This window comes from Flavobacterium fluvii (assembly GCF_900129545.1).
GTDB lineage: Bacteria > Bacteroidota > Bacteroidia > Flavobacteriales > Flavobacteriaceae > Flavobacterium > Flavobacterium fluvii.
Genome location: NZ_FQWB01000001.1, coordinates 558,293 through 571,667, shown reverse-complemented (window position 1 = coordinate 571,667; position 13,375 = coordinate 558,293). Strand labels below are relative to the sequence as shown.

Sequence of the window (13,375 nt, the reverse complement as noted above, 5' to 3'; positions counted from 1 at the left end):
TAGTTTTAGACCACTAAAATAAGAATTAATCGCCAATAAAAAATTTGTACGCAAAGGAAACGTTGTTATTCTTCTTTTTTAATCTGGAGAACAAACTTCTCAAAGAGTTGAATGGTCTTGTTGTTGATTTCCTCGTAAGATAATCGTTCTTTGGTTTGGTAAAAAAACATTATGGCATACGGCTTGTCAAGATTATCAATGAGCAAATGCTTGTTCAAACGATAGGTTTCGCGAAGCACACGCTTGAAATAATTGCGATCCACGGCGTGTTTGAAGTATTTCTTGGAAACCGAAACGCCCATTTTTATTTTTTGGCCTGAACCTTCGGGAATGCCATAATCACTTTCCACAAAAACCAGTCTCAAAGGATATTTGGACACGGATTTGCCTTTGGAAAAAAGCAAATCTATCGTGATTTTACTTTTAAGCTTTTCGGGTTTGGGATAAGTGAATTTCATTTTATTTTGAAAAAATGCAAAGATTTAGGGGACAAAGGTACAATTAAACCCTAAACGGCATAATTGTTAGGGATTAAAATCGAACGCCAAGAATATTTATTACTTTTGTGCGTAATCCAAAAAAAGAATGAGGAAAATTTTATTATACCCAATAACACTAATTTATTATTTCGCTTATTTAGTGGTTTTGTGTACTATCCATATCATTCAGTGGGTAGTTTATAAGATTTTTGGAGACAAAGGACTAAAAGTATGTTTTGATTACATCGCTTATTTTACCCTGAAATGCACCCATATTTTAGGCACGAGATATACTTTTGAAAACCGGGAATTAATCCCAAAAAATGTCCCGATTATCTTTGTGGCCAACCATCAAAGTTTGTTGGACACCGGTGGAATTATTTGGTATTTGAGGCATTTTCACGTGGCTTTCGTGACCAAAAAAGAATTGGGCAAAGGCATTCCGGCTATTTCCTATAATCTGCGACACAGCAAATATGTGCTTATCGACAGAAGCAATCCCAAACAAGCCATTCCGATGATAAAATCTTTGGCAGAATACATCGAAAAAGAAAAACGTTCGGCAGTTATTTTTCCGGAAGGCACCAGAAGCAAAACAGGAATACCAAACGAATTTGCCGAAAGTGGGTTGAAAATATTGTGTAAATATGCCCCATCGGCCTATATTGTTCCCATCAGCATCAATAATTCCTGGAAAGTGTATCAATATGGTTATTTTCCTTTAAGTGTTGGCAACCACCTTTTTTTTACGGTTCACAAACCATTAAAAGTGGGTGATTATACATTTGTCGAGATTTTAAAGAAGACTGAAAAAGCAATTGTGGAAGGAATAAAAGTCTAATTCATAGAACATAATGAACCATAAAAATACAGGGATAATATTTTCCTGTTCAAAAGAGAGGTGTTAATAACACCTTAGACTCACCGGTAGCTACAACAAACAAAATATATTTCCTATTTTTGCCAAAAAAATCACATAATGCAAAAAATTATATCCTATCCAATATCCTTTATTGCCATTCTGTTATTCCTTTTGACATTGGTTATTTTTCATCCCATACAATGGATTTGTTTCAATGTTTTTGGGTATCAAGCCCATAAAAAAACGGTTGATTACATGAATCTTGTCTTGTTGAGAATCGGACACGTTTTGTTTAACAACTTTAAAATCGAAGGGAGAGAAAATATTCCAACGGGAGTTCCCATCATTTTTGTTGCAAATCATCAAGGAATGTATGATATTATTGGAATGATATGGTTTTTGAGAAAATTTCACCCAAAATTTGTAAGCAAAATAGAATTGGGAAAAGGAATTCCAAGTGTTTCCTATAATTTGAGACACGGAGGATCAGTACTTATTGATAGACAAGATCCAAAACAAGCGATTCCATTAATAAAAGGAATGTCGCAATACATTGAAAAACACAAACGCTCGGCAGTCATTTTTCCGGAAGGCACCAGAACCAAAACAGGTAAACCTAAAGAATTTGCACAAAGCGGATTGAAAATATTGTGTAAATATGCACCATCAGCTTACGTTGTTCCCATAACCATCAATAATTCCTGGAAGTTCTTTCGATTTGGGTTTTTCCCGTATGGGTTGGGAAACCACATTACTTTTACGATTCACGAAGCGATGTCCGTAAAGGATTACGTCTTTGAAGATTTGATGTCGAAAACAGAAAATGCTATCGTTCAAGGTATAAAAGTTTAAAAATGTGCTAACTTTGCATATTCTTGGGAGAAATCCCAAGCTAAAAATAATAAACCAAAAACACATATGTCAATTAAAAACATACGATTAGAAGTAATGCAACTTCTAGAAAAAAACGTCAGCGCATATGTTGACCAATATTTAATTCCAGTGGAAAAAATTTGGCAACCGGCTGATTTTTTGCCCAATTCAGAAAGTGATAATTTTCTGGAAGAAGTTAAAGAGCTTAGAGAAATCTCCAAAGATTTGCCTTATGACTTTTGGGTTGCAATGGTAGGGGACATGATTACCGAAGAAGCTTTGCCAACCTACGAAAACTGGTTGATGGAAGTGGAGGGCGTGGATAATCTGGAAAGAAACGGTTGGGCCAAATGGGTTCGCCAATGGACAGGAGAAGAAAATCGTCACGGGGATTTGCTGAACAAATACCTTTATTTGTCGGGTCGCGTGAATATGCGCGAAATCGAAATGACTACGCAACACTTGATAAACGACGGTTTCGACATCGGAACTGGAAGAGATCCGTACAAAAACTTTGTTTACACCAGCTTTCAAGAATTGGCGACTTATGTTTCCCACAACAGGGTTTCGCAATTGGCAAAAAGTTATGGTGACACCAAATTAGCCAAAATGTGCAAGATGGTTGCCGGTGACGAAATGCGCCATCACCTTGCGTACAGCGAATTTGTAAACCAAATTTTCAAAATTGATCCAAGCGAAATGATGCTTGCTTTTCAATACATGATGAAAGCCAAAATTGTGATGCCGGCACATTTCTTGAGAGAATCAGGACAAAAAATCAGTTCTGCTTTCGAACATTTTTCGGATTCTGCACAACGAATTGGGGTTTATACCGCCAATGATTATGTGGACATCATGCAAAAATTAGTCGAAAAATGGGAAATCGACAAAATTGGAAGCTTGACTGATGAAGCCGAAAAAGCAAGAGATTATTTGATGAAATTACCGGCTCGAATGGCCAGAATTTCGGAAAGATTAGTCATTCCTCAAGAGTCATTTCAATTCAAATGGGTAGAACCGGCGAGATTGTAAATTTCAGATTTTTGAAATTATTTTAAAATATTGAATTGCTGATTTTTGAGTTTAACACTTTAAAATCAGCTTTTTTTTAACATACCAAAACATGATTAGACCAGATTTAGTAAATAAAACAATCCTTTTTGTAAAACACAAACTAGAAAATGCCGAAGGAGGACACGACTGGTTTCACATTGAAAGAGTGTATAAAAATGCTTTGCTAATTGCCGATGGTGAAGTTTGTGACGTTGAAATCGTTAAATTAGGAGCCTTGCTTCATGATATCGCCGACAGCAAATTTCATGATGGAGACGAAACCGTTGGTCCAAAAATCGCCCGTGAATTTTTGTCATCCAATAATGTTGACGAAGCTTCAATCCAGCACGTCATCAATATTATTGAAAACATATCTTTTAAGGGAGGAAATACAGAAAAAGTATTCTCTTCTGTCGAATTGAATATCGTTCAAGACGCAGACCGTTTGGACGCCATTGGTGCCATTGGCATTGCCAGAACGTTCAATTATGGAGGTTTCAAAAACAGACCGCTATACAATCCTAAAATTGCTCCAAATCTTCGCATGAGCAAGGAAGAATATAAAAATAACCAAGCACCAACACTCAATCATTTCTACGAAAAATTATTGTTGTTGAAGGACAAGATGAATACCGAAACCGGGAAACAAATTGCCCAAGAAAGACATCGTTATATGGAAGGTTTCCTTTCGCAGTTCTATGCGGAATGGGACGGGGAGAAGTAGTATTCAGTAAGCAGTGTTCAGTTTGCAGTTTAAATAATAGACTAATTTTTCTATTCTAACGCTGTAGTAGCTGTCGATGGCTGAGCTTTTTATTTACATTCCACTACAAAGAGTAAGTCTAGTCATTATATGAATTCCGTGAAAATAAGATGCAACTTCATTTAATGCATCTCTAACCTCTGGAAGAACACTTTCAGCTTTGTGAAAAGCTTCAGTTATATTATCTTCATCGTCAAAAACAAGCATTGTTAATCCACCTTTTTTTGACCCTTTTTTTTCTTGTATTTCTTTTATTAAACCCTCGAGATTGTCCGTTGCTTTAAATTTCTGCATTGTGTTTTTTTCAATATCTAATGCTGAATTTTTTGTTATCGGGTATCTGAAATATGAACTATCTTGGTCGTATTTTGAAATAGTCTTAAATAGATTTGTTATTATTTTATATTCTTGCCAATCACCTTTAGGTGCTAATTCATTTAATTTTTGAATGTTTGGAAGTAGTAAATTGTTTAACCAATATTCATAGAGTTTGTCAATGAAGTGAGAAGAGTACAATTTTCGCCATTTGCCATCAATAAAAACTTCGGGGTCGTCACTATTAAAATCTACGCTCCCGTAATTAATTTCAAGTTTTTTGTGAAAAATTATTATAAGAGATTTTAAATATAATTCTATGCAATGTCTAAAAAGGAAATTTTGAGGCATTTCTGCTTGTTGTGTTGCATCATAATGTTCAAAATGATTAGTCATTAAATGTTCAGCGCTTTTGTAATATGAATCAGCTGTAATTCCAAAGCCTAAATCAGGATGTAATTCAATTCCCGTAAGTATATAATTCATATTTTCTCGTTTTGTACTTTTAGCCTAGCCACTAACAACTGAATACTGAATACTGCAAACTTTTTTAAATTCCTTTCTCTTTCATTTCCAAAATCACGTCCGAAGCATTTTTGAAAGTGGGTGCTTGTTCAATAATGGTTCCCACGCGTTTTTTGTTGAGTTTAAAGATAATGTCGTTTTCTGTGGTGAACAATAATGCCGTCAAAAACGGATTGTTCATATAGGGAGCCAAAACAAAAAATGCTTCTTCCAAGGAATGGAAACTTTCTATTTCTTCGGTTTTGTAACGTGCAATAATCGAAAAGCTTAACACGTCATTTTCCAATAAAACGGGGCGCACATAAATGTTTTTCAACTCGGTGTCGCCAATGGTTTTGGCCAAAGTTAATTTGGCGTAGGTTTTATTTTCGATACTTTCTTTTACTTTTTTCCAGAATTGGGCAAATACGGGTTGGAAGGACATAGGTTAATTTTTTTGATGAATTGTTTTCAAAAACAAGTTTTCAAAATTACGATTTTTAAACTGTCAACTGAAACTGAACACTGCCAACTTTTTTATTTTCCTTTAAACTCCGCTTTTCTTTTTTCCAAAAAGGCTGTTGTTCCCTCCTTGAAATCTTCGGTGGCAAAACAATCGCCAAAATTTTTGATTTCCACGTCAAATCCATTTACGCCAGTTGTGAAATTGGCATTTACGGCTTCGATAGCTTTCGAAATTGCCGTGGGAGAATTTTTCATGATTCGGTTGGCAAGCGTTGTATAAGTGGCAAATAAATCGGCTTGTGGCACCACGTGATTCACCAACCCTGCCTTGTAAGCGTCTTCGGCAGTAATCATTCCGGCGGTCATGATCATTTCCATGGCGCGACCTTTTCCTATGAGTTGAGACAAACGTTGCGTGCCGCCATAACCTGGAATAACGCCTAGCGAAGTTTCCGGCAAACCCATTTTGGCATTGTCGGAAGCGATTCTAAAATGACAAGCCATTGCCAGTTCCAGTCCGCCGCCAAGCGCAAAACCATTGATGGCTGCGATTACAGGGGTTTTCATATTTTCGACAAAATCGAATAAAATTTGTTGTCCTTTTGCTGCCAATTCAGTTCCTTCTTCCGCCGAAAAATGGGCGAATTCGGCAATATCGGCTCCAGCCACAAAAGCTTTTTCTCCACTTCCTGTTATGATTACCACACGAATATCAGGATTTTCATCGACCAATTTCAAGGTTTCGTGCAACTCTTGAATGGTGGCTTTATTCAAGGCATTCAACTTTTCAGGGCGATTGATAATAATGGTGGCAATGCCTTTTTCGAGTTCCAAAATGATGTTTTCCAGTGCCATAACGTTGTGTGTTTATTGGTTTGTAATGGGTAGAGAAACGGTAAAAGTAGTTCCTTTTCCTTTTTGGGATTCGAAAGTAATCGTTCCGTTATAATTTTCGATAATGTTTTTGATTATGCTTAAACCCAATCCCATTCCACTGGTTTTAGTCGTGAATTTGGGTTCAAAAATTCGATGGAAATTTTCGGTTGCAATTCCAATTCCGTTGTCGGCAACATTGATGATGACATTGTTTGATGATTTTTTTATGTTGACACACACAGCCTTGTTTTCCTGATTTTCGGGAATGGCCTGTATGGCATTTTTGACCAAGTTGGTAATGATTCGAATGAGTTGTGTTCGGTCGATTTTCGAAATAATCTCTTTTTCTTCCGCTTTGAAATGAACGTATTCTTCGTTGAAAATATCCATCGTCAATTCTACCACGTTAACGACATTCAGGGTTTCGTTTTGTTGGGCAGGCATTGAAGCAAAATTGGAAAACGCCGAAGCCACGGAACTCATCGTGTCTATTTGCTGAATCAAGGTTTCCGAATAATCGTTGAGTTTTTGTTTCAGATTCGGGTCATTGGGGTCAAATTTTCGCTGGAAACTTTGCACCGTCAATCGCATTGGCGTCAACGGATTTTTGATTTCGTGTGCCACTTGTTTCGCCATTTCTCGCCAAGCTTCTTCTCGTTCGCTTTGGGCCAATTTCAAGGCGCTTTCTTCGAGTTCATCGACCATTCCGTTATAGGCTTTGATCAAAAGGTTGATTTCTTTGCTGCTGGCTTCCAGAACAATTTTTTCGTTTTTCTGGTTCAAACTCGTTTCGCTCAATTTGTCCGAAATGGTTTTCAGTGATTTTGTGATATAAGACGAAAGAAAATAAGCCACGGCAAAGGCGACTAAAAGCATGAAAGTATACACTTGCGCCAATCGAATCAAGAAATTTTGCAATTCGGTTTTGTAATAACTGTCGTCTTCCACATAAGGCAAATTCAAAATTCCCAAGGGCTTGAACTTGTCGTCTTTTATCAAGCTATAAGACGAACGGTTCTTCTTTCCGTTGATGGTTTTGATGTCGACATATCTTTTTTCGATGGAAGATTGAACCAGTTTTAGAATGTATTTTGGGATTGGAGGCGTGACTGGATCGATGGAAAATCTAGATTTAGAAGATTTTAAAAGCTTGCCATCCAAACTGTAAATGTTAATTTCAAGATTGTGGATATCCGATAATTCGTGGATTTTATCTTTAAAAATCAAGGATAAATTCCCTGGTGTAAGTGGATAAGTGGTATTCGAAAGCACATAAATAATGTTCTCTTTAATGGCGTCTTCTTTGTGTTCCAAACGTTCTTGATGGTATTGCTTGGCTTCATTTTTGAATTGAATAATCGAAATCGAAGCCAGTAATACCGAAGCCACAATAATCAATACTATCATCGAAAGGAAAATCCTGATTTGCAAGGAAAGCATTGATATCTTGAAGTCTTTGAACATGTTTTAGGAATTGTTTTTCTCTCGAATTCGTTTGTAAAACTTAAAGCCCAACATAATCAAAATCGAAAACAACATAATCCCGACAACTCCATAAATCCAGTTTACGGCGTTTTTCAGAATAACCAAAAAAACTACGGCAAACAAGATGATGGTGGCACCTTCGTTCCACAAACGCATAAAATTCGTGGTGTATTTTACTTCGTCGTTTTGCAATTCCTTGTATATTTTGTGGCATTTGTAATGGTATAAATACAACACAAAAACAAAGCCAAGTTTTACGTGCATCCAAGGCATTTGCAACCAGGCATTGCCCGTCGGTGTAAAAAACAACATCCAAAAGGCAAAAATACTGGCCAAAACCGCTGATGGCCAAGTGATAATGTACCACAAGCGATAGGTCATTATTTTGTATTGTTTCTGCAGGATTTCTTTTTCTGGCGAAGGTTTGTCGTTGGCTTCAATTTGGTAAACAAACAATCGAACAATGTAAAAAAGTCCGGCAAACCAGGTGATGACAAAGATGAGGTGCAGGGATTTCAGGTAGTTGTAGACTTCCATTTATTAATGTCTTTTTTCTATTCTCTATTTTTTTTCCGCCCAATCATTTATCCAATTCCCGACCGTTTTGCACCATTCTTCATCGTCGTTCAAACAAGGGATAGCCAAGAAATTTTCGCCTCCGTGTTCTTTGAATTGGTGGTTGGCTTCCATTGCAATTTCTTCCAGGGTTTCCAGACAATCTGCTACGAAAGCAGGCGTTACCACGGCCAAATTCTTGATGCCTTTCTCGGGCATTTTATTCACTTCGACATCGGTATAAGGTTCCAGCCATTTGTCTCCCGCCAAGCGCGATTGAAAAGTTTGGCTGTATTTGCCTTCTGGAATTCCCAATGCTTTTACGACCAATTTCGTGGTTTCATAACATTGGTGGCGGTAACAAAATTCGTGTGCCGGCGATGGCGTGTTGCAGCAAGAACCGTCTATTTTGCAATGAGATTTCGTGACATCGGTTTTGCGAATATGACGCTCCGGAAGTCCGTGATAGGAAAACAAAAGATGGTCATAATCATAATCTTTCAAATGTTTTTGGATAGAATCCGACAGATTTTTGATGTAATCGGGTTTGTTGTAAAAAGCAGGAATCGAAGAGAATTTCATGTTCGGAAAATGCTCTTTTCGAACTTCTTCCGCTTTTTCGAGAACCGTAACCGTTGACGACATCGCGTGGTGCGGATACAAAGGAAACAGCAATACTTCGGTAACGCCTTTGTCGGCCAGTTCTTTCAAGCCGGAGTAAATGTTTGGGTTGCCATATCGCATCGACAACGCCATAGGAACATTAGCTAGAGGTTTTACTTTTTCGAACATTCTTTTGGAAAGAACCACAAGAGGCGAACCTTCATCCCACCAAACTTTGGCATAAGCTGCCGCAGATTTCTCTGGTCTTTTTCTTAAAATGAGGCCACGAACCAAGAACGCTCGCAATAAAAATGGGACATCTATAACATATTTGTCCATCAAAAATTCGTCTAAATACGGTTTTACATCTTTTGCTGTTGGACTTTCTGGCGAACCGAGGTTGACTAATAATACACCTTTCATATTTTGTTGTTGTTTTTCTGCTAGGAAAATATAGATTTTACATATTTGGATTGATGGACATCAAGTATTTTTTCGGTGTGGTTCCGAATTTCTTTTTGAACGCCGCAATAAAATGACTTCCCGTGCTGTAGCCAATTTTTAAGCCCACTTCATTCACGTTATAGGAGCCGCTGTCCAATAATTTTCGGGCAGAATCCATTTTATAGTCAAAAAGGAAGCCATAAACGGTGTCGCCATAAATTTGTTTGAAACCCATTTTAAGTTTTTTCAGGGTCAGCCCAATTTCATCGGCCAGTTCTTGTAAACTGGGAGGTTCGGCCATATTTGCGAGGATAATTTCTTTAGCTTTTTTTATTTTGAACACGTTTTCTTCATCAATCAAAAACGGACATTGTTCTGCGTTTGGATCTTCGGTTCGGTTGAAATACAAACTCAACAATTCATATCCTTTGCCTTTGTAATACAGGTTTTTTATGGACGGATGCAGGTTGTAATGAAACAATTGGCTCAAAACAATTGCCATCGAAGGGCTGATGTCCCCTTCTTTGTAATATTTTTTGTCCTTGTTGTCCTCACTCAAAAAAGTGATGTAATTGGCTTCGGAAGAAAATAAATTATGAAATTTTTGAATGGAAATGATAACCGAGATTACCCAGGAATTTGGGGCTATTTCCAGATTTAAAGGCAATTCTTTTTGCGGATTGTACAGCAATAACGACTTCTCTTCGTTCAAGTCCAAGGCGTAGTTTCCTTGGTTGAAAAGAAATTTTGCTTTTCCCTTCAATCCAAAATGGAATTGAATTAATCCGCTTTTGACTTCGCGCTGGGTGAAATATACTTCATCACTATCATTTTGAAAACGAATTAGAGTGAAGTCGTCTTCAATCGTTATAACATCTTGAGAACTCATTGCGACATTTTTTATTTAATAATTATGACAATTATTGGGTTTTTATTTAGAACGAATATAAATTAACCCTTTCGGACAGCCTTATTTTAGTACAAAAATAGTGTTTTTTAGATTAAAACATATGTTTAAGGACAAAAAATCATTTGGCGACACAAAAAGAACTTTAAGCGTTGTTTTAATAAAAACTTTAGTCCTAATTTTGTAAATCGCATCAGAAAAAGAGTATATATGGAAAATCTAAATGTACCGAAACATAAAACTTTTTACTCCATAGGATTGAGTTATAAGAAGGCAGATGCCGAAGTTAGAGGTAAGTTTAGTCTGGATGCCAAAGCAAAAACCAATGTATTGCTCCAAGCCAAAGAAGAAGGCATCGAGAGCTTAATTGTAACATCTACCTGTAATCGAACTGAAATTTACGGTTACGCAGACCACCCTTTCCAATTAATAAAATTGATTTGTGAAAACAGTAACGGAACTGTTGAAGATTTTCAAAAAGTAGGTTTTGTATACAAAAACCACGAGGCCATCGACCACATATTTCGTGTAGGAACAGGTTTAGACAGTCAAATTCTTGGCGATTTTGAAATTATTGGACAAATAAAAAACAGCTTCGACGAAGCTCGTGCATTGGGTTTAATCAATACTTTTTTAGACCGATTGATTAATTCGGTGATTCAAACCAGCAAAAGAATAAAAAATGAAACCGAAATTAGTTCCGGAGCAACTTCCGTTTCCTTTGCCGCCGTGCAATACATCATTAGAAATATTGAGAATATCGGCAATAAAAACATCTTGCTTTTTGGAACGGGAGAAATAGGTAGAAATACTTGTGAAAACCTTATAAAACACACCAAAAACGAGCAAATCACCTTAATAAACAGGACTAAAAGTACTGCCGAAATTTTGGCTGGAAAACTTAATTTAGTGGTTAAAGATTATTCGGATCTGCATCTTGAATTGCAAAAAGCCGACGTTTTGGTTGTGGCAACTGGAGCCCAAAATCCAACCATCGACAACGCTATTTTGAATTTAAAGAAACCGCTTTTGATTTTGGATTTGTCCATTCCTAAAAACGTGAATGCCAATGTGCAACAAATCCCGGGAGTAACTTTAATCCACATGGATTATTTGTCGCAAATGACAGATGACACGCTCGAAAGAAGAAAACAACACATTCCTGCTGCCGAAGCCATTATCGAGGACATGAAACTGGAATTGAATACTTGGATGAATGGCAGAAAATATGCACCAACCATTCACGCATTAAAAGCAAAATTGATTGATATCGTGGCCAGTGAAATGACTTTGCACAGAAAAAAGTTGCCTAATTTCGATGAAGAACAAGCGGAATTAATCACTTCAAGAATTATCCAAAAAATCACCAATCATTTCGCCAGTCACTTGAAAGACGAAAACACTTCGGTTGACGAAAGCATAGAGTTTATCGAAAAAGTATTCCAAATAGGATTGCAAACTCCCCAAAAAACAACTTCGGAAATCGAAGATAAATACAAAATCAACCTGTCATAGTAAAAATCTAAACAAACCTTAAATATCTTTATGGTTTAAAAAAAGAAAAAAGGTTTAATGAATTCAAAAAAAACAATTCGAATTGGGACTCGCGACAGTGAATTAGCGCTTTGGCAAGCCCATACCGTTCAAAAAAAGTTAAACGATTTAGGCTATAAAACCGAAATTATTGCCGTAAAATCACAAGGCGACATCATTCTCGATAAACCGCTTTACGAACTCGGAATCACCGGAATTTTCACGAAAACATTGGACATTGCCATGATAAATGGCCAAGTAGATATTGCCGTGCATTCGATGAAAGACGTGCCAACGGCATTGCCGATTGGTATTGTTCAAGCGGCAGTTTTGGAAAGAGCCAATACTTTGGATATTTTGGTTCACAAAGGAAACCTCGATTTTCTCGAAGAAAACGGAACCATCGCCACCGGAAGTTTACGTCGCCAAGCGATGTGGTTGAATAAATACCCTAATCATAAAGTGGTTGATTTGCGTGGAAACGTGAACACGAGAATGCAAAAGCTAAACGAAAGCGACTGGAACGGAGCCGTTTTTGCAGCCGCAGGGTTGGAAAGAATCAACCTGAAACCAACCGATTTTATCAATCTCGATTGGATGATTCCAGCGCCAGCCCAAGGCGCAATGGTAGTTGTCGCGATGGGAAATGATGATTTTACACTCGATGCAGTTTCCCAGCTCAATGATGTCGAAACCGAAATTTGCACCTACATAGAAAGACAATTCCTTAAAATACTCGAAGGCGGTTGCACGGCACCAATTGGAGCTTTGGCAAAGTATTGCGAAATAGAAGACACCTTTATTTTCAAAGGCGCTTTGTTGTCTATTGATGGGAAACAAAAATTGGAAATTGAAAAAACGGTAGATGTCAGCGAATGGAAGAAATTAGGATTCCATTGTGCCAATGAAATTCTGGAAAATGGCGGAGCGGAGTTGATGAAAACTATTAAGGAAAGTTTGAAAAAATAATGAAAGACTCTATCAGCATTCTGTCCACAAAAATACTTTTGAGTTCTCAAAAGCAAGCCTTGTTAAACGCTGGTTTTTCAGTAACAGAAGCCAATTTTATCAAAACGGAAAATTCAGATTTTGACTTGAAAGGAATCAACGACAATTTGATTTTTACGAGTCAAAATGCGGCTCAAAGCGTGTTGTTGCATCCAAAAGTGGAGGAATTAAAATCCAAAAAGGTGTTTTGCGTGGGTATAAAAACCAAGGCGCTGTTGGAAGAAAACGGTTTTAATGTAGAAGTTTACTTGGATTACGCTTCCGATTTGGCCGAAATCATCACCTTGATTTATGCCAAGGAAAGCTATACTTTTTTCAGCGGGAATTTGCGAAAAGAAACCTTGCCCAAAGCCCTGAAAGCAGCGAAAGTTAATTTCAATGAAATTCAGGTGTATGAAACGACTTTGACGCCACAAAAAATAAAAACTCCAGTCGATGGAATCCTGTTTTTTAGTCCGTCTGGCATTGAAAGTTATTTATCGGCAAACAAAATAAAAAACGAAATTTGCTTTTGCATTGGCGAAACCACCGCCGAAGCATTGGAAAAAACAACCAGAAATATAATAGTTGCCGATCAGCCTTCGGTTGAAAACGTGATTGAAGATGTTATACAAGAATATAAATAAAAAAGCTTTGCGCCTTTGCGTCTT

General features: G+C 37.2%; 15 protein-coding genes. 7 read left to right on the top strand and 8 right to left on the bottom strand.

Going from position 1 to position 13,375, the window contains the following annotated elements; genetic code table 11:
• Window positions 1-65 precede the first annotated feature (65 nt).
• On the bottom strand, window positions 66-458 hold the full coding sequence (gene rnpA / locus BUC16_RS02455; protein WP_073367660.1) for a ribonuclease P protein component: 393 nt from the start codon (window positions 456-458) through the stop codon (window positions 66-68).
• Window positions 459-585: 127 nt separating this feature from the next.
• On the opposite strand from rnpA, the gene BUC16_RS02450 reads away from it, so the two are divergent.
• From BUC16_RS02450 to BUC16_RS02435, 4 genes are all read left to right on the top strand, one after another.
• Window positions 586-1,320 carry a lysophospholipid acyltransferase family protein gene (locus BUC16_RS02450; protein ID WP_073367659.1) on the top strand — a complete coding sequence of 245 codons (735 nt, stop codon included), beginning with the start codon at window positions 586-588 and terminating at the stop codon, window positions 1,318-1,320.
• Between the two features lie 138 nt (window positions 1,321-1,458).
• Window positions 1,459-2,193 carry a lysophospholipid acyltransferase family protein gene (locus tag BUC16_RS02445; RefSeq protein WP_073367657.1) on the top strand — a complete coding sequence of 245 codons (735 nt, stop codon included), beginning with the start codon at window positions 1,459-1,461 and terminating at the stop codon, window positions 2,191-2,193.
• A gap of 66 nt (window positions 2,194-2,259) precedes the next feature.
• Window positions 2,260-3,246: an acyl-ACP desaturase gene (locus BUC16_RS02440; RefSeq protein WP_073367656.1), complete on the top strand. Its 987-nt coding sequence runs from the start codon at window positions 2,260-2,262 to the stop codon at window positions 3,244-3,246.
• A 91-nt stretch (window positions 3,247-3,337) separates the two neighbouring features.
• A complete protein-coding gene (locus BUC16_RS02435; protein WP_073367654.1) occupies window positions 3,338-3,991 on the top strand; it encodes an HD domain-containing protein in 654 nt (217 codons plus the stop codon).
• A gap of 93 nt (window positions 3,992-4,084) precedes the next feature.
• On the opposite strand, the gene BUC16_RS02430 is transcribed toward BUC16_RS02435, so the two are convergent.
• The 7 genes from BUC16_RS02430 to BUC16_RS02400 all read right to left on the bottom strand — a co-directional run bounded on the left by BUC16_RS02430 (window position 4,085) and on the right by BUC16_RS02400 (window position 10,166).
• Window positions 4,085-4,831, bottom strand: coding sequence for a hypothetical protein (locus BUC16_RS02430; RefSeq protein WP_073367653.1), 747 nt, complete (start codon window positions 4,829-4,831; stop codon window positions 4,085-4,087).
• Window positions 4,832-4,895: 64 nt separating this feature from the next.
• Window positions 4,896-5,294, bottom strand: a complete 399-nt coding sequence (locus BUC16_RS02425) for a hypothetical protein (RefSeq protein WP_073367651.1) — start codon at window positions 5,292-5,294, stop codon at window positions 4,896-4,898.
• A 92-nt stretch (window positions 5,295-5,386) separates the two neighbouring features.
• Window positions 5,387-6,169 (bottom strand): enoyl-CoA hydratase/isomerase family protein, encoded by a 783-nt coding sequence (locus BUC16_RS02420; RefSeq protein ID WP_073367650.1) that lies wholly within the window; start codon window positions 6,167-6,169, stop codon window positions 5,387-5,389.
• A 12-nt stretch (window positions 6,170-6,181) separates the two neighbouring features.
• On the bottom strand, window positions 6,182-7,654 hold the full coding sequence (locus BUC16_RS02415) for a sensor histidine kinase (protein WP_244534323.1): 1,473 nt from the start codon (window positions 7,652-7,654) through the stop codon (window positions 6,182-6,184).
• Window positions 7,655-7,657: 3 nt separating this feature from the next.
• On the bottom strand, window positions 7,658-8,212 hold the full coding sequence (locus BUC16_RS02410; protein WP_073367648.1) for a CopD family protein: 555 nt from the start codon (window positions 8,210-8,212) through the stop codon (window positions 7,658-7,660).
• A 24-nt stretch (window positions 8,213-8,236) separates the two neighbouring features.
• Window positions 8,237-9,256: a ferrochelatase gene (hemH, locus tag BUC16_RS02405; RefSeq protein ID WP_073367647.1), complete on the bottom strand. Its 1,020-nt coding sequence runs from the start codon at window positions 9,254-9,256 to the stop codon at window positions 8,237-8,239.
• 37 nt (window positions 9,257-9,293) lie between these two features.
• Window positions 9,294-10,166 carry an AraC family transcriptional regulator gene (locus BUC16_RS02400; protein WP_073367645.1) on the bottom strand — a complete coding sequence of 291 codons (873 nt, stop codon included), beginning with the start codon at window positions 10,164-10,166 and terminating at the stop codon, window positions 9,294-9,296.
• A 228-nt stretch (window positions 10,167-10,394) separates the two neighbouring features.
• On the opposite strand from BUC16_RS02400, the gene hemA reads away from it, so the two are divergent.
• The 3 genes from hemA to BUC16_RS02385 are packed head-to-tail and all read left to right on the top strand — an operon-like array spanning window position 10,395 to window position 13,351.
• Window positions 10,395-11,699 (top strand): glutamyl-tRNA reductase, encoded by a 1,305-nt coding sequence (gene hemA / locus BUC16_RS02395; RefSeq protein WP_073367644.1) that lies wholly within the window; start codon window positions 10,395-10,397, stop codon window positions 11,697-11,699.
• A 57-nt stretch (window positions 11,700-11,756) separates the two neighbouring features.
• Window positions 11,757-12,686 carry a hydroxymethylbilane synthase gene (gene hemC / locus BUC16_RS02390; protein WP_073367642.1) on the top strand — a complete coding sequence of 310 codons (930 nt, stop codon included), beginning with the start codon at window positions 11,757-11,759 and terminating at the stop codon, window positions 12,684-12,686.
• Window positions 12,686-13,351: a uroporphyrinogen-III synthase gene (locus BUC16_RS02385; protein ID WP_073367640.1), complete on the top strand. Its 666-nt coding sequence runs from the start codon at window positions 12,686-12,688 to the stop codon at window positions 13,349-13,351. The genes hemC and BUC16_RS02385 overlap by 1 nt, the downstream gene beginning before the upstream one ends.
• The last annotated feature ends 24 nt before the right edge of the window (window positions 13,352-13,375 follow it).